Origin of the sequence: Rhizobium sp. BR 314, from assembly GCF_047445805.1 — a bacterium.
Lineage (GTDB): Bacteria > Pseudomonadota > Alphaproteobacteria > Rhizobiales > Rhizobiaceae > Rhizobium > Rhizobium lusitanum_B.
In genome coordinates, this window is the sequence record NZ_JARWLA010000058.1 from 1 (window position 1) to 22124 (window position 22124).

The 22124-nt window shown below is 58.1% G+C and carries 15 protein-coding genes; 5 read left to right on the forward strand and 10 right to left on the reverse strand.

The features are described from left to right. A partial coding sequence (locus QD461_RS34290; protein ID WP_414091383.1) for a DUF5801 repeats-in-toxin domain-containing protein occupies positions 1-1947 on the reverse strand: 1947 nt, incomplete at its 3' end. Positions 1948-2356: 409 nt separating this feature from the next. Here QD461_RS34290 and QD461_RS34295 point away from each other — a divergent pair. Both QD461_RS34295 and QD461_RS34300 read left to right on the forward strand, forming a co-directional pair. Beyond that, on the forward strand, positions 2357-3400 hold the full coding sequence (locus QD461_RS34295; protein WP_414091384.1) for a hypothetical protein: 1044 nt from the start codon (positions 2357-2359) through the stop codon (positions 3398-3400). 234 nt (positions 3401-3634) lie between these two features. Then, entirely contained in the window at positions 3635-4585 is a 951-nt protein-coding gene (locus tag QD461_RS34300) for a transglutaminase-like cysteine peptidase (protein ID WP_414091385.1), read from the forward strand. A gap of 59 nt (positions 4586-4644) precedes the next feature. On the opposite strand, the gene QD461_RS34305 is transcribed toward QD461_RS34300, so the two are convergent. The 5 genes from QD461_RS34305 to QD461_RS34325 form a co-directional block, all read right to left on the reverse strand. Then, a complete protein-coding gene (locus QD461_RS34305) occupies positions 4645-5301 on the reverse strand; it encodes a ribbon-helix-helix domain-containing protein (protein ID WP_414091386.1) in 657 nt (218 codons plus the stop codon). 2 nt (positions 5302-5303) lie between these two features. After that, complete coding sequence (locus QD461_RS34310; protein ID WP_414091387.1) at positions 5304-6608, reverse strand: HlyD family type I secretion periplasmic adaptor subunit; 1305 nt, start codon at positions 6606-6608, stop codon at positions 5304-5306. Further along, positions 6605-8758, reverse strand: coding sequence for a type I secretion system permease/ATPase (locus tag QD461_RS34315; protein WP_414091388.1), 2154 nt, complete (start codon positions 8756-8758; stop codon positions 6605-6607). Before QD461_RS34315 ends, QD461_RS34310 begins: the two co-directional genes overlap by 4 nt. A gap of 29 nt (positions 8759-8787) precedes the next feature. Continuing rightward, positions 8788-10143 (reverse strand): TolC family outer membrane protein, encoded by a 1356-nt coding sequence (locus QD461_RS34320; RefSeq protein WP_414091396.1) that lies wholly within the window; start codon positions 10141-10143, stop codon positions 8788-8790. 908 nt (positions 10144-11051) lie between these two features. Then, complete coding sequence (locus QD461_RS34325) at positions 11052-13391, reverse strand: methyl-accepting chemotaxis protein (protein WP_414091389.1); 2340 nt, start codon at positions 13389-13391, stop codon at positions 11052-11054. A gap of 431 nt (positions 13392-13822) precedes the next feature. Between QD461_RS34325 and QD461_RS34330 the strand changes: the two genes are divergently transcribed. Continuing rightward, positions 13823-14266 (forward strand): hypothetical protein, encoded by a 444-nt coding sequence (locus QD461_RS34330; RefSeq protein WP_414091390.1) that lies wholly within the window; start codon positions 13823-13825, stop codon positions 14264-14266. A 113-nt stretch (positions 14267-14379) separates the two neighbouring features. On the opposite strand, the gene QD461_RS34335 is transcribed toward QD461_RS34330, so the two are convergent. Then, on the reverse strand, positions 14380-15765 hold the full coding sequence (locus QD461_RS34335) for an MFS transporter (RefSeq protein WP_414091391.1): 1386 nt from the start codon (positions 15763-15765) through the stop codon (positions 14380-14382). Positions 15766-15862: 97 nt separating this feature from the next. Between QD461_RS34335 and QD461_RS34340 the strand changes: the two genes are divergently transcribed. Then, on the forward strand, positions 15863-16729 hold the full coding sequence (locus tag QD461_RS34340; RefSeq protein ID WP_414091392.1) for a LysR family transcriptional regulator: 867 nt from the start codon (positions 15863-15865) through the stop codon (positions 16727-16729). Positions 16730-16908: 179 nt separating this feature from the next. Here QD461_RS34340 and QD461_RS34345 read toward each other — a convergent pair whose 3' ends face one another. Beyond that, a complete protein-coding gene (locus tag QD461_RS34345) occupies positions 16909-18672 on the reverse strand; it encodes a methyl-accepting chemotaxis protein (protein WP_414091393.1) in 1764 nt (587 codons plus the stop codon). Between the two features lie 494 nt (positions 18673-19166). Beyond that, complete coding sequence (locus tag QD461_RS34350) at positions 19167-20165, reverse strand: Gfo/Idh/MocA family protein (protein WP_414091394.1); 999 nt, start codon at positions 20163-20165, stop codon at positions 19167-19169. Between the two features lie 343 nt (positions 20166-20508). Here QD461_RS34350 and QD461_RS34355 point away from each other — a divergent pair, with 343 nt between their 5' ends. Beyond that, entirely contained in the window at positions 20509-20883 is a 375-nt protein-coding gene (locus QD461_RS34355; RefSeq protein ID WP_184710546.1) for a hypothetical protein, read from the forward strand. A 177-nt stretch (positions 20884-21060) separates the two neighbouring features. Here QD461_RS34355 and QD461_RS34360 read toward each other — a convergent pair. Beyond that, on the reverse strand, positions 21061-22124 hold a 1064-nt coding region (locus QD461_RS34360; RefSeq protein ID WP_414091395.1), incomplete at its 5' end, for a c-type cytochrome.

Here is a 22124-nt window from a genome sequence, read left to right on the forward strand (position 1 = left end):
GAACACGACGTTCGATTTGACCGAGCCCTCGCCATCCAGGACAGTCGTCGGAGCGACTTCACCGGTGTAGCCAACCAGCGTGCCATCGGCCAGCAGAACCGTATGAACGACCTGACCATGTGAGCTCAGGCCCTCGCCGTCCTGACCTTCAGYCGTGACGTTGGCATTGGTGAAGGCAACCGARCGGTCGCCGGCGCCGCCCTGGTTGGTGTTGCCGTTGTCGGCACCCCAGGAGATGTTCAGCGAACCGGTGGCAATCGCATCGGTCGCGACATGCGGGTTCTCATTGCCGCCCGGCAGAGCACCTTCGGTGACCGAGCCGGCGTCGCCGGTGCCGGCAACGGGCTTGTCGTCGGCGACGGTGACCGAGAAGCTGTTCGAAGACGTATCGCCGTCCGAATCCGTCGCCGTGTAGCCGAAGGTCAGCTTGATGGCATCCGAACCCTTGGCATCGTCGAGCGACTGCACCAGGGTGAAGTTATAATGGCCGTTGTCGGTGTCCGACAGCGTCGCATAGAACACGACGTTCGCGTTGACTGCACCCTTGCCATCCAGGACAGTCGTCGGAGCGACTTCACCGGTGTAGCCAACCAGCGTACCGTCAGCCAGCAGGACTGTATGAACCGCAAGGCCATGAGAGCTCAGCGTTGCGCCATCCTGGCCTTCCGTTGTGACGTTGGCGTTGGTGAAAGCAACCGAACGGTCGCCAAGGCCACCCTTGTCGGTGTTGCCGCTATCGGCACCCCAGGAGATGTTCAGCGAACCGGTGGCAATCGCATCGGTCGCAACATGCGGGTTCTCATTGCCGCCCGTCAGAGCACCTTCGGTGACCGAACCGGCAGTCCCGACGGCCGCAACCGGTACACTGTCTGCAATGTTGACGTTCGCGGTAGACACAACCGTATGACCGCTCGCGTCGGAGACCGTATACTGGAATTGAAGCTGAAGTACATCGGTCGACGAGTTGGCGCCGCGAGGATGGTCGAGGGAAGCGAGCTGCGTAAAGGTGAATTCGCCGGTCGCAGCGTTGAACACCAGCGTGAAGACGGTGACGCCATTGGCGACGCCGGTGACGGTCTGGCCGCTCTGTGTGACAACAACGGGAACACCGTTGGAGGTCAGACCTGACAGCTGCTGCGTGCCGCTGCCGGTGAATTCTGCCTCGCCAACCAGCGTGACAGTGGTAATCGCAGCGTTGTTACCACCAAAGCCGAAGCGGCCGGCGCTGCTTGAGGTTAGAAAGTCACCAGTGCTCGTCCCGCGTTCGATCAACGAGGCAGCTTCGGTCGCCTGCGGAATGATGAAGGGAACCCTGGTCTGTGTGCCGGACAAATCACCGGCGCCACCATTACCGAATGCGCCGCCGGGGCCCAGAAGACCAATGAGGTTGAGAGGCGTGCGAGGACCTGCCGCCTGGGTGTCTGTGAATTGATGACCCGAAGTCACGCTGTTGCCGGCATGAACCGAACCGTCGGGACCTTCGGCGACATTGATGCCCTGCTGTTCGAGCGCGGCGACAACGGCCTGCTGCGGCAGCGTGACTTCGCCAATCAGGAAGGTCGGGACATGCAGCGCGCCATTGACGATGACAATGCGCGTGCCGTCGGCCTGAATCAAAACGAGATTGCGGCCCTCGACGTGAATATCGTCGATCGAGGTATTCGGCGGCAGATGTACGACGTTGCCTTGGTCCGGCACGATCTGGATCGGCGCCTGCGGGGCTGCGTTTTGCGGCTGGTTTGCCGCGAGACGGTCAGTCTTGCCGTTTGCCTGCTGTTCTGCTGCCTGCGCCACCTGGAAAGCTGCAACATCCGCGTTCTCAGACAGTGGCAGCGGTTGATGGGCGCTGATTTCGTCTGCAACTGCATTGGCCTCGTCCCGGCCGCTCGACCCAAAATCGTGCAAAGCAGCTTCGTGGTCTACGGTCGAAATGCGCAAGTCTTCCATGGGTCTGGCTCCCGGTGTCTCATAATTTGCCGCAATCAATTACGGGAGCGGGTTGATTGCAATACTTCGTTAACCCCACCGATATAGCCGGTTATGCAACGTCGCAGAATTATTTTACCGATGGTTAACTCAACCGAAGAACAACTCATTAAGTATACCGCTTGACTTTAAGTCAGCCGCGGTGTGCAAATGCGGCCCAATAGGCTGTCGCAGCCTGATCTAGAGAATTGGGGAGTGAGTTGTGCCGTTTGCGATCAGTCTTTCGTTGAGCCCTTTGACTGAATGGCCGGCGCGCAGATGGAGTTGGCAACCAGCGCGCAGCGCGGTGCTTGTGCTCTGTGCTGGCCTCGCCAGCTGTCAGATGGACGGTGTCGGGCTTGAGAACAACAGCAAGAAAGACGACATCAAAATGCCGTCCACCGCCATCGACGAAAGTTATGGCAACGACAGCGGTACCGAAATTACGTTGCTACTGCGCAAAGGCACCTCCGGCCTCTATGAAGGTCCAGCCCGTGATGTTCGTGACGGAGCCGTACTTGGCGTCGGTGAACTCGGCAACAATCAAATTCGACTGCGCGTGAAGAACGTCGGCCCAGGTGTTGCCGGGGTGGCCGCGCAAGTTGCGGCAGCCAAGGGTCGAAATGCTGCACTGATCGTAAGCTATCTGCCGCCGGCGGAGACCGCTGCGATTGCCGCCATTCCCGCCACCCAGCGCCCGCCATTGCTGAATCTGGCGAGCAGCATGGCTGCAACCGGCACGGATGTCTTCAACCTTGCCTCCGACGAAATCGACAGCGCGACGGAGGGCACCAAAGCTGCCGGCTCAGGGGGGCACAAGAAGGTATCGGCACTGGTTCCCGCCGATTTCTCACAAGCCGACAGCACGAGGTTGAGCAACGCCCTCTGGAACAGCGGCAACACCTTCATGGGCCTTGGCCGCTACAACGCAAACGATCAGGCCGCAGATATTCTCACCAAGAACCGGCCGCTCATTCAGTCTGCGGAAATCATCGTCATTCTCGGCGACACGGCGCAAGTGGGCGTGGTGGCAGGCGCCGTGCGCAGTGCAGCCATTCCCGCTCAGGCGATGGTCGGCACCAACAAGTGGCCGCAATCAGCCTATTCGATACCCGCTATGGCGGGTACATTTGTCGCAACGGACGATACTCAAAGCAGCGGGCTCATTGCCGAGCGCTATCAGCGCCACTTCAACCATCCGCTGACTATTTATGCCTCCTATAGCTATGATGCCATGGCGATCGCCTCCGGCCTCATTCGCTCCCAGGGCCCGCTAGCGATAACGCCCGCGAACCTGATGAACAAGGTCGGCTTCCGCGGGACGACTGGGCTTTTCCGCTTCAACGCCGCTGGCGTGGTAGAACGTAAAATGGTGATCAACAAGATCGACGGCGGCAAGCTAAAGGTCACCACCCAACCATCACAATCGTTTTGAGCTAGAGCGACAGACCAGGCTCAGCGCCTCAGGTGTCCTCGCGCGCTGCTACCGCAGCGGCGCTTGATCGCGCCGGCGGATGGGGCAACCTCGTCTTTAATGATTTCCTACCGAATCCAATCAAATTTTATACTTATTTGAACTCCCAATTTATACTTAGATTATCCAGCTTTCAGAACCTCATATTCAGAGGTTGCGCGCATTATTCTCTCGAACAGGGAGAATTAAGCACCAATGGAACGCAAGAAGAATAAATTTATACTTGCAGCTCTTGCTGCAACTTCCTTCGCCTTCAGCCTTTCCTCGCCTATGACTTGCCAGGCAGCAACTGGCGACGCCGTTCGCCCTGTTTTCAATCTGCTTGCAAATCCGTTTGTCGGCACGGCGATCGACATCCTTGCGCCATCGATCGGAAGCGTTGCCAAGACAATCGGGAGCGTTGACCTCGCCTCGTTGGCTCCAAATCTGGCAGTTGAGCCTGCCGGCCTTGCACGCGGCGATGTGACCAAGTTCCAGCCGGTACGGCCTACGCCGCCAACCAACGCCCCGATGGGCGATTCGGTGTTCGGAACGGTCGCAATCCCCTTCAAACATCTTGCCGCGCTCGACAAATTGGCGGGCCCGCTCGCCGAAATCCGCTCAGGCAAATCGCTCGATTGTGGAGCAAAGGGCTGTGATGCCGCCGAAAGCGCCGTCGCAGCTGCCGAAAAGAAGGTGGCTGGCGCCTCGATCCGCGACAAGATCAACACGATCAACTACACCGTCAACCACGCCATCCGCTACGCCACCGATATGGAAACCTATCATGAGACGGATCATTGGGCGAAGCCGAGCGAAGCACTGTCACGCCAGCAAGGTGATTGCGAGGATTATGCGATCTTGAAGATGGCAGCCCTCTACAATGCAGGCGTCGACCTTGACCATATGGCTCTCGTTGTTCTCTTCGACCAGAAGCGGCATTTCTACCATGCAGTCTTGTCGGTCTCCGTCAACGGCAACAATCTGATCCTCGACAACATGCGCGACGAGGTCCTGTCCGACAAGCGCATCACAGAATATCTACCGCTCTATTCAATTGTTGCCGGCCGTGGATATCTGCATGGCTCTCGCGATCCTCATGCACAAGCGCTGGCCGCGGCAATGCCGCTGACAAAAGTGGCTCCGGGCGAAGGCGAGCTCCACTAACGGAGCTCGCCCCTTTGAATCTCAGGCAAGCTCCCGTCACCACGACGACAACATTCACATTAGACGGAAATGTAACCGATCAGCATCGGTGCCTCGTGCGTCGGTGCAAGGGCCAGATTGATCTGGCCCGTCAGCGATTGTGAGCCGAGACCGATCTTGAAGCCGGTGTTTAGCGTCTTGCCGCGATTGGCTAAAAGGACGGACAGCACTTCCTCGATCTGTGTGTCGATCGACAGGCGCAGCGTGCGCGCCGTCTGCTGAACATCGTCAATCATCGGCAAGCGATGGCGCAGCATCTTCAGAAATGCATCGTTAAAGAGCTTGATGCCACGTTCCTGGGTCAGCACCACCGCTGGCGTCGGCGAGGCTTGAAGCACCGCATTGAGATTGGTCAGCGACGCGACATCCTCCACAGCATCGAGACGGCTGAGCACCCATTTGAAGCTCAGTACGCGCAGCAATGAGGCGAGGTTGCCCGTCTCCGGCATTTCCGCAGCCGTGTGAAACACCAAGTCACCGATACTGATGCCGCCGGCCTCAGACATGCGTCCCAGACCATCCCAGTAGATCCGCTCCAGGCGAATTCCGCGACGCTCGCCGCCACCCGTCACCGCGCGGAAGCGCGGCTCCAGCTCATCATCGTCGACCGACGGCAGGACGTCTTCGCGGGCGATTATCGCGGCTTCGTCTTTTCCGGCCCCCTTGCGCATGACCATCTTCACCGCTCCGTCAGCGCTTCTGAGCGCGCCTTGTTGATCGGCTTCATCAGATAGGTCAAAATCGCCTTGCGGCCGGTCATGATTTCGGCCGACGCCACCATGCCCGGGATGATCGGATAGTGCTTGCCGTCGCGCTCTAGCGCCGATTTGTCGGTCTTGATGCGCACGAGATAGTAGGTCTCGTTCTTGTCCTTCTCGACAAGGCTGTCGGCAGAGACGTTTACGACCTTACCGTCCAGCGCACCGAAGATCGAGAAATCATAGGCAGAGATCTTGATCACGGCCGGTTGATCCGGGCGCACGAACGCAACGTCGCGCGGCGAGATCTTCGCCTCGATCAGCAGTGTATCGGCGGTTGGCACGACGCCGGCGATCACCTTGCCGGCGTCGACATAGGCGCCGATCGTATTGACCTCAAGCGTATTCACGATGCCGTCGACAGGGGAGCGAATGTCGGTATGCTTGACCCGATCGGAGGCGCCACGGATCGTCTCGTCGACGACGGAAAGTTCCGACAGCGCCTGCCCCTTGTCCGTCAGTGCCTGTTGGCGCAGCTGCAATCCGAGGTCGGTGACCTGCAGCGTCGCCTCCTTGACCGCGGCTTGCAGACGGTCCAGGCTTTCGACATAGACCCGAAGCTGTCCCTGCTGGTCGACCAAGTCTCGATGCACTTTCAGCACTTCCGTTTCAGCGACGAGCTTTTTGTCGCCGAGCGGCTTCAGCAAGTCGTACTGCTTCTGGACGCCGGCAATATTCTGCTTCAGGCGATCGATATTGGCGTGGGCCTCTTCAAGCTCGTTTTCGTGTTGCTTCAGGCGTTGGTCGAGAACGTCGAGCTTGTTGTTGTAGGCCGCGCGATCTGCCTCGAAGAGCTTTTCCTCGTTACCGCAAACATTCTTCGCGGCAGCCAGAATATCGGCCGGACAGACAAATTGTGCGTCATAGGCGCCTGCCTCCTCCAAGGCCAGTCGCGCGACCCTCGCACCGAGCGCACGAGCCTTTGCAACAGATTCGCCAAGCGTCGATGCCGTCGTGGTGTTGTCCAGCTGAACGAGAAGATCGCCCTTGTGAACGACCTGCCCGAGATTGACATTGATCTGCTGGACGATTCCAGGCTCCGACGACTGCACGATCTGCGTCTTGGAGACCGGTATCACTTTCCCTTCGCCGCGTGCGATCTCGTCAATGTCTGCAAAGGCTGCCCAGGCTATAAATGCCACAATCATCAAGGCACAGAGACCAAGGATCAACCGCGCGAAAAGCGGGGGGTTGTCGTGGATATTGTGATTGGAAGCGCGCATCATTGCACCGCCTTGCGCTGCATCGCCTCGATCACGGCGTTCTTCGGTCCGTCGGCGATGATGCGGCCCTTGTCGATGACGATCAGACGATCGACCAGTTCCAGCATGCTATGGCGATGGGTGGCGACCAGCAGCGTCGTGTCCGAACCGAATGCGTTGGTCAGCCTGCTGATCAGGTGGCGTTCGCTGGCCAGATCCATTGCCCCGGATGGCTCATCGAGGAAAACGATCTTCGGCCGTGTCAGTAGGAGTCGCGCGATGGTTAGTGCCTGCTTCTGGCCGTTCGACAGGTTCGCCCCGCGCTCGCCAACCGGCATATCGAACCCGCGCGGGTGAATGGCAACGAATTCCTCAACACCGGTCATGCGCGAGACGGCCAGAAGCTCCTCGTCGGTCGCATCGGCCCGACCAAGCAGCAGATTTTCCTTGACCGTACCGGAAAACAGGTCCGACGACTGGCCCGCGACCGCCACGGCAGCACGCACCTCTGCCATATGGTATTGGCGAATATCGACGCCGTCGATCAAGACGCGACCGCTGGATGGCTGGAAAAGCCCGTCGAGCAAACGGCCAAGCGTTGTCTTGCCAGACCCGATCCGGCCGATGATCCCGATCTTCTCGCCAGGCGTAACCGTGAAGGAGAGCTGATTGATCACGGCCTGGTCGGAGCCCGGATACTGGAAAGAGACGTTCTGGAAGCTGAACCCACCGCCGCGGATCTGCCGGTTGACGAAGCCGACGGTCGACGGTCGATCATCAGGCTGCTCCATGATCTTGTCGAGGATGCGCAGCGACATAGTGGCCTGACGAAAGCGTGCCAGTGTCATGGCGATCTGCCCGAAGGGCGCCCCGGCGCGGCCCGCCAACATGACTGTGGCAACGATCGCACCCATGGCGATCCTCCCTTCGGAGAATTCGTAGGTGCCGGCAACGACGATAAGGACGCTGACCATCTGCTGCAGAAACATCGTCAAGTTGACGGCATTCGAAGAGATATGCTTGATGTCTTCGCTGGTCCGGCTCGAATATTTCGTCAGTTCCTGCCAGCGGCGCAGCATGGTTGCCTCGGCACGCAGGCTCTTCAGCGTCTCGATGGTCGAAATGGTCTCGACAAGCAACGACTGGCGACGCGACGCTTCGTTGGTTGCCGTTGCCATGCGCTTGCCGATCTGGGCCTGGGCCACAAGGCCGATCGTCACGGACAGGACAAAGGCAACCGACGGGATGATGACGAGCCAGCCGGCGATCAGATAGATAACGACGAGGAAGATGACGACAAAGAGGCTGTCGATCAGCACACCAATCGTGTTCGAGGTGAAGAATTCGCGAACGAATTCATATTGGGTCACACGGTTGGCATATTCACCGGTCGACATCGGCCGAGACGCCAGCGTCGAATTTAGGATCTTGTCGAAGATCACCTGCGACAGACGTAGATCGGCCTTGCGGCCCGCATAGTCAATCAGCGATGCCCGGGCAGTCTTCAGCAGAAAATCAAAGAGATAGGCGAGCGAAATGCCGGCGGTCAGCACCCAGAGCGTTGGGAATGCCTTGTTCGGCAGCACCCGATCGTAGACGTTCATGGTAAAAAGCGGCGAGGCGAGCGCAATGATGTTGATGAAGAGCGCCGCAAGCATGACACGAGCATAGGTTCGCCAGTAGGGCACAAGCGCTGTTGCCAGCCAGTGACGCTTCTCGATCTCCATGGCATGACCGACAAGCGCCTCTTCCGAGGCATTCTGATAAAAGAGCGTGAAGGCGAAGGCCGCTTGCGGATTGAGCGCGACAAGCTCCTCCCGCGTCAGGTGGCTCGACATTCCCGGGACCGGTGCGACTTCGGTAACGTAGGAGCCATTTTCGGTCATTTCGAGCAAGGGCAGCACGCCGCCATCGGCAAAGGTGACGATGGCAGGGCAATCGAAATTGCCCAGGCGGCAATCTCGTTCCTTGTGCTTCATCACCTGCAGACCGATGCGCTCGGACAGCCGCTCGACATCGTCCTGCTCCATGGCCTCCAGGACTTCGTCCGGAACGCCAGAAAACAGCACAGTATCCGAGTTCGGGCGACCGTAGAACGCAGCGACCGATTTAAATGCCGACTTGAATGTCTGCAGCGATACGCTCGCAGACACGTCAGGTGCTACGTTCAACATCAAGTACTATCCAATTCGGATCGTAACGATTAGCGAATCGGCTCGAGCAGATCCATCGGCACGCCGGGCTTCTGATGCGAGTCGTATTTGGTGTAACCGGGATCAGCCGTATTCGAAGACACAGCGAACTGATCACGGGCGTAGGGTGTTGCCTGATCGACGGGCTTCAGCTTCATGGTCGACAAGAGGCTGCCGGATGCGGCAAGGATCTTGTATTCGGCAAAAAGCGACGCGACTTCCGCGGTCTTGGCCAGAACCTCTGTGTTGAAGCGCGTATTCTGGGCATCCAGGAGATCAAGCAGGGAGCGTTGACCGACCTTGAACTGCTCACGATAAGACGTCACCAACTGACCGTTGGTCTTTTCCTGGCTGCCCAGAATGCCCGCCAGTTGAGCCTGGTTCGTACGCTCGCTCCAAGCGGAACGAACGGCTTGATCGACTTCACGGTAGGTCTGGCTCAGCGCAAAGCGTTGCTCCGCCGCCCTGCGGACGAGTTCCTGTTGGTGTGCCGTATCGATACCGCCATGATAGAGGTTCCATTTGGCGACAACACCGACCTGAACGTCGTTGGTATTGCCCTTATTGCCGTCGACATCGTCGCCGACACGGGCACTACCGACGAGGTCGAGCTTCGGCAAGAACGCAGACTTGGAGCCGCGGACATCAGCGTCGGCTGCATTGACGTCAGCCTTGCCCGAGGAGATCTCCGGATTGTTCTTCTGTGCGATGAAAACCGCATCATCCAGCGTCTTCGGCAGGTAGCGCGCGACGGAGCCTGGACGACGCGCATTGCTGATCGGCTCGCCGACAACCTGCAGGAAGCGGATCTTCGTGGCATCCAGTTCCCGTTTCGCTTCCTGGAGGCGCGCATTGGCGGCCTGTAGACGCTCGCGTCCCTGCAGGCGATCGGCATCGGTGAGCGCTCCGCCCTTGATGCTGTCCTCGATATTGCCAACCATCTGCTTGTGGAAGGCGACATTCTTTTCCGCCGCTGCGACGATTTCCGTCTGCAGCGTATATTCGAGATAGTCCTGCGTTACTTCCAGCGCCAGAGCTTCCGAGCGCTGCTGCACCCGGAAGGAGGCGCTATCAACGCGGGCCGCCTGCTTGTCCTTTTGCGCCTTGCGGTCGCCGCCATCAAACAATGTCTGCGTTATCGTCAAGCTTACATCGGCGGGGCTGAGGTAATCATGCGTGCGCGACAGGGCGCCGGATGACGTATCCGACAGTCTACGGCGGCCATAACCAGACTGTAGATCAACCGAGGGCAAGTAAAGTCCCCTTGCCTGGCGCAGCTGAAACTCTGTTGCTTCCCGGTTTTGCGCAGCCTGCATGATCTGGGGATTGGTTTTCATTGTCTTCTCAATCGCTTGCTGCAGTGACATCGCACCGGCAGAGCCAATTGACAAAGAACTCATGGCCATCGAGATTCCGACTGCCGCAATCAATCGCGTCTTAGTAGCCAAAACTACGCCCTTCCCCCAAGCTATACTTTGCATGAACATTTTGTAAAGCTTACTCACCTACCTACCGTAGACGAAGTGATATATTCTGCAAAATAGATTTCTATTTAATCTCCTGAAGCAGTTAATTTCCGGGGGCGCAAGCCGAAGAGCGGGCAAACCATGGACTATTTTTGGGCTTTTCACACCCTCAGCGGGGATGTTGCGCGACCGCAACAAGTCTTTTCGGCCATTCGGCTGAGCATAGCCCGCTATGTTAACTAGAAAGTTTCTATGTGAATTCGATTAAAATATTGAGAAATTTTACTAATATTAGAATGAACTCATTACTACTTCAGAGCGCGCCAAGACTAACCACTCAAACATACAATCTCTGATCGATTTTCGCGTTCAACGAATTATTAGTTGTATTTTCCTGGTCTGTACATCAGATCCAGACTCGCCTCAGACCAACAATCTGCCCTCGATTCGCCCGTTTGAGGATGATGTGATGACCGCGCTTCAAACGGCGCCGATGTCCTATTCGACGTGGCAGGCATGTTGTCGAACTCACTCCTCCCTCAGGCGCCGACTAGCGCCAACCGCGGAAGTATCAAGTCAATTCCCGACTGCCGGTAGCGATGCCCGGCCGGGTTCAATGGGAGTCACTCGGCCGCATTTGAGGAGCGCCTCAACGAGCGGACGGAACCGGGGCCGGAGGGACGACAGCATCAAGTCCGCGCCAGCGTGCTGAAATTTCGAAGTAAAAATGCCCCGGACGAGCGATCCGGGGCAAAATGTTGCGGATTGAACCGCGGTAAAACATCGGCAATTTTCCGGCGCCTAACCGGTCAAAACTCCGACCATTCCTGCTGCAGATGCTTAAGCGCGGCATTGCCCTGTGTCGCCGGAACCGTACGTCCGGAGAAACGAGCAGCTGTCGGGACGGAGGCGGCCCGCGTTGCGGACTTTGCCTGCGGTGTGGCGCGCTCGACCTGGCCCGTGCGGAATGCGCTCAGGAGCTCACCGAGACGCTTGCTTTCTTCGGCGAGGCCGGCGCCAGCCGCGTTCATCTCTTCGACCATTGCGGCGTTCTGCTGGGTCGCCTGGTCCATGTGATTGACGGCACTGTTGATTTCCGACAGGCCCATGGACTGTTCTTGAGCGGCCGTTGCGATTGCGTCCATGTGCTGATTGATCTGCAGGACAAGGTCAGCGATCGCCGCAAGGCCTTCACCGGTGTCATTGACGAGCCTGACACCCTCGTTGACTGCAACCTCGGAATTGCCGATCAAAGCCTTGATCTCCTTCGCGGCATTGGCCGAACGTTGCGCCAATTCGCGCACTTCCTGAGCGACCACCGCAAAGCCCTTGCCGGCATCGCCCGCACGCGCCGCTTCAACGCCGGCATTGAGCGCCAGCAGGTTGGTCTGGAAGGCGATTTCGTCGATCACGCTGATGATCTGGCTGATCTGCCTGGAGGAATGCTCGATCCTGCCCATGGCATTGACGGCGTTATTTACGACCTGGCTCGAATTTTCCGCCCGCGAACGGGCTCCACGCACGAGGTCACGCGCGTCGCCTGTTCGCTTGGAGGTCGACTGCACGTTGGCGGTCACCTGCTCAAGAGCGGCAGCCGTTTCTTCAAGCGACGCGGCCTGCTGCTCGGTACGTTTCGAGAGGTTATCGGAAGCCTGCGAAATCTCGTAGCTGCCGCTGTTTACAAGCGATGCTGCCTGACCGACCTGAGACATGGCGGCGCGAAGCTGGGCGACCGACGAATTGAAGTCGTGACGCAAGGCTTCGAACTGTGCATCGAGAGGTGCTTCGATCTCGCAAAGCAGGTCGCCGGAGGCCAGGTGACGCAAACCTGTCGCGAGCGAGCTTGTTGCCTGCAAGAGCCTCTGCTCGGCGTCCGCTTCGGCACGGCGCTGGACCTCGATGCGTTCGTGCTCGGATCTCAGGCGTGCGTCGGCAGCTTCGTCTTCGAGCGCCTTGTTGCGAATGGCTGCCTGTTGGAACACCTGCACCGAACGCGCCATTGCGCCGATCTCGTCACGCCGTTCGACGCCGCCAATCGCAACCGAGAGGTCGCCCTGGGCGAGTGTTGTCATCGAATGGGTCAGCGCGGCGATGGGTTTGGTAACGCGGAAAATGATAATGCTGATGCCGATGAGACTGAGAGCCGCTGCGACAAGGAACGCGGCGCCGTAGGCAATCAGGCTGAAGAGAGCGTCATTGTAGCTGGCGGAGGCCTTTGCCACCATACCATCTGCAGCGGCAGCCGCGGTGTTTGTGATGGTTAGAAGGGCAGCATTGCCAAGTGGACGCCAGTCGTCGAGGGCCATCGGCTTCTTTTCGCCGGCTGCGAACTTCGCAACCAATGCACTGTGCTTTGCCGCAAAATCCCCATTGAAATAAGTGGCGTCGCCAACTTTGTAAGCGTCCTTCACGACTTGCGGCGTCGACGGATGGTTGACCAGAGTGCCGATCTGCCCCCAGGTGAAGCTCGCAGTATAGTCGAACTGCTGGATCTTGGTGAGTTCCTCATGCTTCATCGCCTCGCCCGAGGCAAGCGTATTAACGAACAGGAGATTTGCCGCGCCGGCGGTCGCGCGGGTGTACCATGTCAGCCCGCGGATCTGTATCAATGCCGCCATTGTGGGATCGCTCGCGCGGATCTGGCTCTCAACTGCGGTCGAGCCTGCTTCCAACGCGGTCAAGAATTGCTGGCCGATATCCAAGGTCGCAGCTTGCAGCGTCGGATCGCGATCTGCAAGCTTCTTGGCGACTTCACCGTCAAGCTTTGAACGGAATGCGACGACGCGATCATAGGCGCTCATAACGGCGGTGATCGGCGCTTTGAGCGACTGATCGTCAATTTTCGCTGAGACGGATTTTGCCTCGGCCATATATTTATCGACGATGTCCCGGTCCGCCTTCAGCATCGCAATCGTTGCGTCTTGCGTGCCAAGCTCGAGCTTAGCCAGCGACGAGCCATCGCCTCGCTCGTTGCGGAAGTTGGCAAGCGTCTGGAAAAGCGCCCGGTCGAATTCGGTAAACGTCGAGACGTCAGAATAGGTGCTTTCGCCTCGATAAGCCTCAAGCGTGGACGATCCCGTCAGCACGCAAAGTGCGGCACTGAGAAGAAGGAATATTCCGACAAGTATATTTCGAAGAGAGAAAATCATAATCACCCACCTACGCTCCGGGTGCAATGACGCTCACCCGCTTCGCCTAAAACAGAATTTCTGGAGCTCTTTTGGTGTGGTTTCTAAAATTGCAATCCGTGAGCTATCGAGGCAACGCCCGAACACAGGCGCCTCATGGCCCGTCCAATCGGAAGAACAGTTAACCGAGCTTTGTTGAAACAGAATTAATGCTCGCCCCTAAAAACACATGGGTATGTGTCGATCCGCGCATTTTATCGCCTGATCGGCAAGTTGCAGCGGTGCTTGTTCGACTGTCCAAAGGAATAGGTCTGACGCCAACCACACGCTCCACTAATGTAATTGCAGTTGGAGATGCGGCGAAGCCCATTTTCGCTTCACCCCTGCGCCCGCCGAATGGCCGGCCCAGGATTCCTCGCTAGGTAATGCAACGTTACTGACGGTCTATGACTATGTCGCCTATTCGCGTGACGCAATATTTTGATACATCTTTACAAGCATCGATGTTGTTCGTCGGCACAATCGCATCCTGGCGGGCGCGACAACGGCACGCCAGAACGAATACGGATGTGAATGCGCTATCCCATCTGGCGCGCTCCTTCGGCATGTCGCGCGCTTATGCCATCCGCAAGCTCGCGGCGGCCGAATCGATCAGAGGGATCGGCTGGCGCAGCCGCTCGCAGATCCGGATTTCACGCAACTTTTACAAAGAATATGCCCGTGCGCAGGCGTGCAAGCTGGCCGCATTCAAGGACGGTTTTCATGCTGACAACTTCTCGTCCCCTCATCCGCCTCGCAGCCGACACGGCACCCATGCTGTCGGCGCAAGCGCGGGCATAGCCACTCAGCTTCACGGACTGGCTAAAGGCGCTGTCCAGTGCCCTCAACCGCGTTAGCGAGCTGACGAAGTAGAATTGTCCGAAAGCCTCCAGACGGACACCTTGCTGGCTTGAGCCGTAACTCCCATCCTCGCCCACCATCGTCTGCCTCAGCCAAATCTGACTTGCGATTATGCCGCTGCGCTTTTACGCTCTGTTCTCAGTCCGAGGAATGACAGGAGCCCGCCGAGCAGAAGCAGGCCGGCGGCAATGGCAATTGACACTCGCATGCCGAACAGGAAGGCCGATGGTGCCGCATCGCGCACCAGATAGCCGAAAATCGCCACACCCAACATGCCGCCAACCTGTCGTGCGGTGTTGAGGACGCCAGACGCGATCCCCCCTTGCGAGGTTGCAGCGGAAGCGAGCGTCACATTGGTCACGGTCGGTACCATAACCGCCATGCCGGTTGCCGCCATCAGCATCGGCAGGACGAGCGCCGCATAGGAACCAGTGGCGGAGGCCGGGATCAGCAGCAGGTAGCCAGCCGCTGAAAGGCATTGCCCGAATACCATCAGCGCCCTTGGGCTTGCCATCGTCATCACCCGGCTCATCACCAGGTTGACGATCAGGATCATGATGGTCATCGGCAAGAACGCAAAGCCAGTCTCGCTCGCCGACAATTTCATTTCCCATTGAAAAAACAGGCTGAAGACGAAGATCATTCCGTAATAGGCGAAATTGATCAGCACGCCGTTGATTGAGGCGATACTGAAAGCCGGCGCGCCGAATAGCGTCAATGGCAGCATGGGCTCCTTGCTCTTGACCTCTATCCAAAGAAACGCGGCAATCCCGAACAACGCAAGCAAGCCCGAAAGGATGATCCGTGGATGCGACCAGCCGAGGCCGSCGGCCTCGACCAGCGTCATTGCCAGAGCCCCAAGCGCTCCGACAATCGCAATCTGACCGGGCCAGTCGAGTGAGCGGCCGGGCTTCTTCGGGCTCTCGTGCGCGCTGAACAGGATGATCGCCAGTCCGACGATCCCAACCGGCAGATTGACGAGGAAGATGCTGCGCCAACCGAGATGGGCAACGAGCAGGCCGCCAACCACCGGCCCGGCCGCCAGCGATGATCCAGCGATTGCGCCCCACCAGCCGATTGCCCGGCTTCGCGCCGCAGGCGTTGGGAAGGCTTGCTGGATGAGAGCAAGCGAATTCGGCACGAGCAACGCGGCGCCGACACCCTGGGCGATCCGACCCGCAATCAGCATCGTGAGCGTCGGCGCCCACCCACAAGCGACGGAGGCCGCCGTAAACAAAACGAAGCCCAGCACAAAGATGGTGCGCACGCCGAAGCGGTCGCCAAGCGCGCCGGCCGTCAGCAATAGCGCGGCAAAGACGAGGGTATAGGCGTTCACGACCCATTCCAACCCGACAATGTCAGTTTCGAAACTGGTGCCGAGTGCATCAAGAGCAACGTTTACGACACTGACGTCGAGAAGGACGAGAATGAACCCAAAGGCCGAGCCGACGAGTGTCAGCAGCGGACGCGAACGCGATTGAGAGGTGAGTGACATAGGGATAATCCGAGAAAGTGATTTCCTCGAAAATAGATCCCTACACTGCCTGCGAAAATTCGGTATATCTGCCAGTGATCCTTGAGAATTTGCACAGATGATCGATTGGGAAGATATCCGCCATTTCCTTGCCGTTGCCGAGAGCGGGACGCTTTCGGCGGCGGCGCGCAAGCTGAAGGTCGATCATGCAACGGTGAGCCGCCGCCTGGCCTCCCTCGAGGCCGCACTCGACGTGCGTCTGGTGGATCGGCTGCCGCGCTCTGTTCGACTGACGACAATCGGCGAGGCCGTGCGCGAGCATGCCCTCGCGATCGAGACCAGCGTGGACGGCATCGCAAGGCTGACGAAGGCCGCACACAAGCCTCTTGCGGGACGCGTCACGCTTAGCGCACCGCCCGTGCTGGTCGCACCGCTTCTTGCCCGCCATCTCGCTCGCTTCCATGAGGACTATCCAGACATTCGGCTGTCACTTTCGGCCAATGGCGAACAAGTATCACTCAGCCGCCGCGAGGCGGATGTCGCCGTTCGGCTGGTGCGGCCCGATGAAGCCGGCAGCATAGCACGCAAGATCGGCACGATGCCGTTCAGCCTTTATGCGCATCGCGCCTATGCCCATCTTGCAACGCCTCAGCGGTGGCAGTTCATTGCCTATGATCAAGGATTTTCCGACATGCCACAGCAACGGTGGCTACTCGGCATCGCAGGCGAACGACCAGTCGTTTGCGAATTGAACTATATCGGCGAGCATCTGATTGCCGCGCGGGCGGGGGTTGGTGTCGCCGGCCTGCCCTGTTTCCTCGGCGAAGCGGATCCCGATCTCATCCGCATCGATCAGGGCTTCCCATCCTTTACGCGCGACATCTGGCTTGCCGTTCATCGTGATCTGCGCCAATCGCGACCGATACGCGCCGTTATGGACTTCGTGATCAATGTCGTGGCTGGCGAGCCGCTGCTGACGACGTAGTTTCCAGTTTGGGCCGGACGAGGATCGGCGTTCGGCCGATCCTCTCCTTTTGACCGCGATGGCCGGCGGAATAGCAGCACACCAGGCTCCCGCCGGATTGTCCATGAGGCAGACCGGCGGATCGATTGCCGGAGCCGGAATCAAATCTATCCATCCGCAAGGACCTTTGTCCTGTCTCATCAACCTCGCGCGGCGGAATTGGAGGACAGACGTATGACTTTCTTCGGATTACCGAATGAAGCGAATGCTTCCTCATCGCCAGATATCGCCGTCGGTTGAGCTGCGCCGGCATAGCTTGACAGGTCCGATAGCTTGAAGCGCGTAATCATCTGCCGCAGTCTTTCGGCCTCTTGGGAAAGGGTCGCGCTCGAGGCCGTTGCCTCCTCCACCATTGCTGCGTTCTGCTGTGTCACCTGATCCATCTGATTGACAGCGGAGTTCACCTCGGTGAGGCCGGTGGACTGTTCATTCGCAGAGACTGCTATCGCCTGCATGTGCTCATTGACCGAGGTGATGTTATCCTTGATCACCTTCAGCGCGTCACCCGTCTGATGAACCAGTTGCACGCCATGCCTAACTTCCTCAGAGGAGTTGCGGATCAGCTCCTTGATCTCCTTGGCGGCTTTGGCCGAACGCTGGGCGAGTTCACGCACTTCCTGAGCGACGACGGCAAATCCTTTGCCGGCTTCACCGGCGCGTGCAGCCTCGACACCCGCATTAAGCGCCAAGAGGTTGGTCTGGAAGGCGATCTCATCGATAACGCCGATGATGTTACCGATGCTGTTTGACGATTCCTCGATGCGCGCCATTGCGCCGACGGCATCCGCAACGATCAGACCGGAGTGATGCGCGCTGTCATTAGCCGTGGCGGCAGCCTGCCGCGCCTCATTGGCCCGCTTTGCAGCATTACCGACATTGACCGTGATTTCATCGAGGGCGGCGGCAGTTTCTTCGAGCGCCGCTGCCTGTTGCTCGGTGCGCCGCGAGAGATTGTTGGCGCCGTCGCTGATCTCGCGTGCGCCATCGTCGATCATGCCCGCCGAGCGGGAAACCGAGGCGAGGGTATCGCCAAGTTGCTGCAGAGCCGAGTTCATATTCTCGCGCAGAGCCTCGAAGTCCTTTGCGAAGGCTCGGTCCAGCGAGAAGCTCAAATCGCCGAGCGCAAGTTTCGACAAGGCATCGCCGACCGTGCGTACGGCAAAGACGCGCTCACTGACATCCGTCGCGAATTTGACGACTTTCACGACCTTGCCGGCATCGTTCGTGATCGGATTATAGGAGGCATTGAGATAGATAGCCTTCCCGCCCTTACCGTAGCGAATGATGTCTCCGATGTGAGGCTTATTGGCACGCAGATCCGTCCAGAGCTGTTCAAACTCACGGTCTCCGACCTCACCTTCCGCCAGAAACATACGGTGATTGCGCCCTTTGATTTCGGCGATCGTATAGCCCACCGCCGCAAGGAAATTGTCGTTTGCGCTGACGATCTCGCCATCCGGCGTAAACTCTATCACCGCCTGCACGCGATTGATCGCCAACAGCTGGTTGCGATAGTCGGTATTCTGGAGTCTTGCTTTCGCATCGGCCCATTCAACGACGAAGCCCATGATCCTCTCTGCCCGTGCAAGCGGCGTGACGATCAAATCGAACATGCGATGGCCAACGGATATCGTTGCCTTGTGTTGTTTCTTTAGAGCCGCCAGCATTGAGCGTTGATGCGCGGGGTTCTTGTGAAAGATATCGATGTTGGACCCGACCAGGGTCGCCATGCTGAACCGCGGCAATTCCTTCTTGAGGTCTCCCTCCGCCTCCTGCAGCAAGTCGCGGGTGGCCGGATTGATGTAGACGATGTTAAGCTTGGCGTCGGCGATCATGATATTGGCGCTCATCGCATCCAACGCACCAGTTTTCATCGTTCCAGCAGTACTATGGATTCCAAACATCGTCGTCATATCCCTTCCGGCTCTCTCAACACGAAATTTAGTCGACGAAGGTATTAGTTCCTTCGGATTTAAAAAATTAGAATGTTCAACTTTAATAAACCATAATACTTAACGAACTCTTTAGGATGAGAGTTCGCACGGACAATACTTTGGAAGACAGAATATCGCGGGACACCGGTAGACTATCATTTACATATAATAGTTCATATATGAGTTTTACACTATGTAATTTCTCTAAGATTTCTGCTTCGAACAGCGAGAATCGAAGCCAGTCGCTGAATCAAGATGAATTGAGAGCGCCGAAACAACGCAGATCGTGCGGCAAACATTGCGCGAAGAGACAAGTGCTATCGTCTACGTCACTCAATCCGCGCGGAGATCGAAGGCGACAACCATATGCGAGAGCGAACTGAAAAGGCTGCGTCCGGTCGAGAGCCGTCCAAGCGCGATGACTTGCCTCCTACAAGCTCAGGCTGGAGCACAAACAGGCCGGGTCAATCGGCGATCGCGCTTTCGGCCAGGGCCTGCCACTCCGTCAGAAGGCCCATAATCTCAAGCGAATCTGCAAGGCTTGGCGATGGCGACGAGGCTTCGCGATGCCCATCTGCGATCGCCGCTTCCACAAGCTGGACCTGATAATCGAAAGCGTCATGGTCCGATGAGTGTGTTACCCTTTCGACCGGATGGCCATAAATTTCGATCTCGAAACTATTGTCTCCGGCCGCCGGCAGCCATGGATTGGTGAGAAAGCGTAGCGAGCCCAGATCGCCGCGAACGGTGAACTCATGGGACATGCCAAAACTATCGGTACTCGTCAGTCCCGCGATAAGTCCATTGTCGAACCTGAGGATCGCCGCTGCGTCACAAATATTACCATCCTTTGGGGAGCGGTTACCGATGGCTTGTACCCTTCTCTGCTCAAATACAGCGTCACCGCCGCCCCTTTTCAGGACATAATGCAGCAGCGAAGCCGGATAGCACCCGAGATTGAAGACGGTGCCATTGCCATTCGGGTTGACGACATCCCAAATATCCGCCGCGTAAGTCGCCGAAACCATCCGCAGGCGCCCCAAGCGACCGGACGCGATAACATCCCCGAAGGCGGCAATGATCGGGTGGCCGAGATACATCAACCCTTCGACAAAGAATATGCCACTATCCCTGACAGCCTTTGAGATCGCACGAGCATCGTCCATAGTCGTCGCAAGCGACTTTTCGCAGAGAACTGCCTTCCCTTGCGCAGCCGCGGCCAGCACGGCACGGGCATGGAGATCGTTCGGAAGACCGACATAGATCACGTCGACATCTGTGTCTTCTGCGACAGCCTCCAACGTGTCATATCGTTTCGGCACATCATATTGTGTGCCAAAGGCGTCAAGTCGCGCCGGGTCGCGTCCGGAAACCGCCACGAGCTTGGAGCCAGCGCTTCTCGCAACCGCTTTCGCCATCGTGTGAGAAATGAAGCTCGTCCCCAAGAAACCCCAGCGCAACATGTCATTCCCCCAGCGTCACCGTGCTGCAAAGGCGATAACTGCTGCACGAGGAGAAAGAAAGCGCTTTAAATCTGCCAGTCACGGCAGAAAAACTGCCATCCGGTAATTGCCGCAGCAGTCCCGTTTCGTTGGGAGGGAAGGCCGTTTGGGTTGGAGATCAGGACCTAAATTGCCACACTCAGGCGATCGGAAGGCGTCAGTGGCAGGCATATCGTCGCAGGTTCCGCCCATAGGAGAGCCGGTGGGAAGCAGGCCCCAGCCTGTATCGATGCCGTCAGCAGGTTACATCTATTGAAACCTCGGCTCCTCGCCCCAATCTCTGTTGTATTACAGGAGCCTTGCCATGCCGTATTTCACTCTCACACTATGCGCTGTTGTTTGCACATTTGTCATCGCACGTTTCTTTGCGGTGCGGACCCGTCTCGCCGAAAAGGCGATTGATCGCGTGATTGACCAGAGATTGAGAGCGTCCCCCCTGATTGGCGAGCTGGAGCGGCTGAAAGAAGACAATGGCGTTATGCGCAACCTTTTGATTGACATGATCGAGAATGAAGTCTCCGTACCGCCTGCCAACATTGCGGCAACGCAGGCGGAGCGAGCGCATGCCATCATCGTTGCAAGGCAACGGCGACGCGAGATCGTCGGCGAGGCCATCCACGTCGTCAGACAGGCCAAGGAGGCACCCGATCTGCTGAGCGAAACCAAGGTCTCGGGTTGAGCCACCATACAATCGGTGTTTTGACCCCGGCTTGCGCTGTTGAACCTGACTTAGTCCGGGCATTTCAAGGACATCGAAGCGAGTTTCGATCATCCGAGCCACTCTATGGTCGATCCCCCAGTCCGTGTCCTTGAGCGTGCCGCAATCGATAGGGCCTTCGCAGGCAGTCTACCGGCTTCATTTGCCCTCGCGCAGCTGTTTCACGTCATCCGGCGTCAGTCTGGACTCCTGATTACCCCAGCTTTCGCGCATCCAATTCACGAGATCAGCCAATTGACGGTCGTCAAGCTGATGACCGAAGCCCGGCATTGGCTGCATCCGCTCCAATCCCGGAAACTGCTGGGCGGGAATACCCTCCACGACGGCGCGCACAAGATTACGCGCGCTGGTCAACCGCAAAGTGGCATTGGTGTCGAGCGGCACCACCACATGCGGGATGCCCTGCCCTTCGACGCCGTGACAGCCCGAGCAAAGCGCGAGATAGGTCGGCCGTGCCGAAGCCGTGAGCTCGGGCGCAACAGAGATGGGGGATGATGCCGCAGGCGCTTGTCCCTTCGAAAGATCGTCAAGGTCGAAGAGGTAGGTTGACAAAGCGCTAAGGTCGTCTGGTGTCATATATTGCGTCGAAAAATGCACGACCTCGAACATTTGTCCCGTCATCGCGCCCTGAGCCGACAGACCGGATTTCATGAACGCAGCCAGCACCGGTGGGGTGAACCCCATCTGCGTCAAGCCGCCCTTAGTGATATCGGGAGCATTGGCTCCCTCGATTACCGAGCCCTGGAGATAGGCGTCCTGCCGCATGCCTTGCAGTAGATTGCGCGGCGTATGGCATTCTCCGCAATGGGCAAGCGCATCCGCAAGATACCGCCCGCGGTTCCAAACGGGCGAGCGCGCCTGATCCGCAGTCGAGAGATCCGAATGCAGGTTGAAGAGGTTCCAGAAGGTCAGGCCTTGACGGATGCTGAATGGAAAGCCCAACTCATTCTGCTTGTTGGCGACCTTCATCGGCTCGCGCGTCATCAAATAGGCGTAGACGGCATCGACATCCTCCGCCGTCATCTTGCGATAGGATGCGTAGGGCATTGCCGGATATAAATGCCCGTGTCTTCCCACACCGTCGCGCACGGCCCGATGGAACTCCGCGCGCGTCCAGTTGCCAATGCCGTTATCCTTGTCCGGCGATATGTTGGTAGCATAGATCGTGCCGAACGGCGTCTTGAAAGGCAGCCCGCCCGCCC

Excerpts from the sequence above, each read along its gene's own strand:
- QD461_RS34295 (WP_414091384.1), top strand. The coding sequence starts at position 2,357 with ATGCCGTCCACCGCCATCGACGAAAGTTATGGCAACGACAGCGGTACC.
- QD461_RS34300 (WP_414091385.1), top strand. The coding sequence starts at position 3,635 with ATGGAACGCAAGAAGAATAAATTTATACTTGCAGCTCTTGCTGCAACT.
- QD461_RS34305 (WP_414091386.1), bottom strand. The coding sequence starts at position 5,301 with ATGGTCATGCGCAAGGGGGCCGGAAAAGACGAAGCCGCGATAATCGCC.
- QD461_RS34310 (WP_414091387.1), bottom strand. The coding sequence starts at position 6,608 with ATGATGCGCGCTTCCAATCACAATATCCACGACAACCCCCCGCTTTTC.
- QD461_RS34315 (WP_414091388.1), bottom strand. The coding sequence starts at position 8,758 with ATGTTGAACGTAGCACCTGACGTGTCTGCGAGCGTATCGCTGCAGACA.
- QD461_RS34320 (WP_414091396.1), bottom strand. The coding sequence starts at position 10,143 with ATGTCACTGCAGCAAGCGATTGAGAAGACAATGAAAACCAATCCCCAG.
- QD461_RS34325 (WP_414091389.1), bottom strand. The coding sequence starts at position 13,391 with ATGATTTTCTCTCTTCGAAATATACTTGTCGGAATATTCCTTCTTCTC.
- QD461_RS34330 (WP_414091390.1), top strand. The coding sequence starts at position 13,823 with ATGTCGCCTATTCGCGTGACGCAATATTTTGATACATCTTTACAAGCA.
- QD461_RS34340 (WP_414091392.1), top strand. The coding sequence starts at position 15,863 with ATGATCGATTGGGAAGATATCCGCCATTTCCTTGCCGTTGCCGAGAGC.
- QD461_RS34345 (WP_414091393.1), bottom strand. The coding sequence starts at position 18,672 with ATGTTTGGAATCCATAGTACTGCTGGAACGATGAAAACTGGTGCGTTG.
- QD461_RS34350 (WP_414091394.1), bottom strand. The coding sequence starts at position 20,165 with ATGTTGCGCTGGGGTTTCTTGGGGACGAGCTTCATTTCTCACACGATG.
- QD461_RS34355 (WP_184710546.1), top strand. The coding sequence starts at position 20,509 with ATGCCGTATTTCACTCTCACACTATGCGCTGTTGTTTGCACATTTGTC.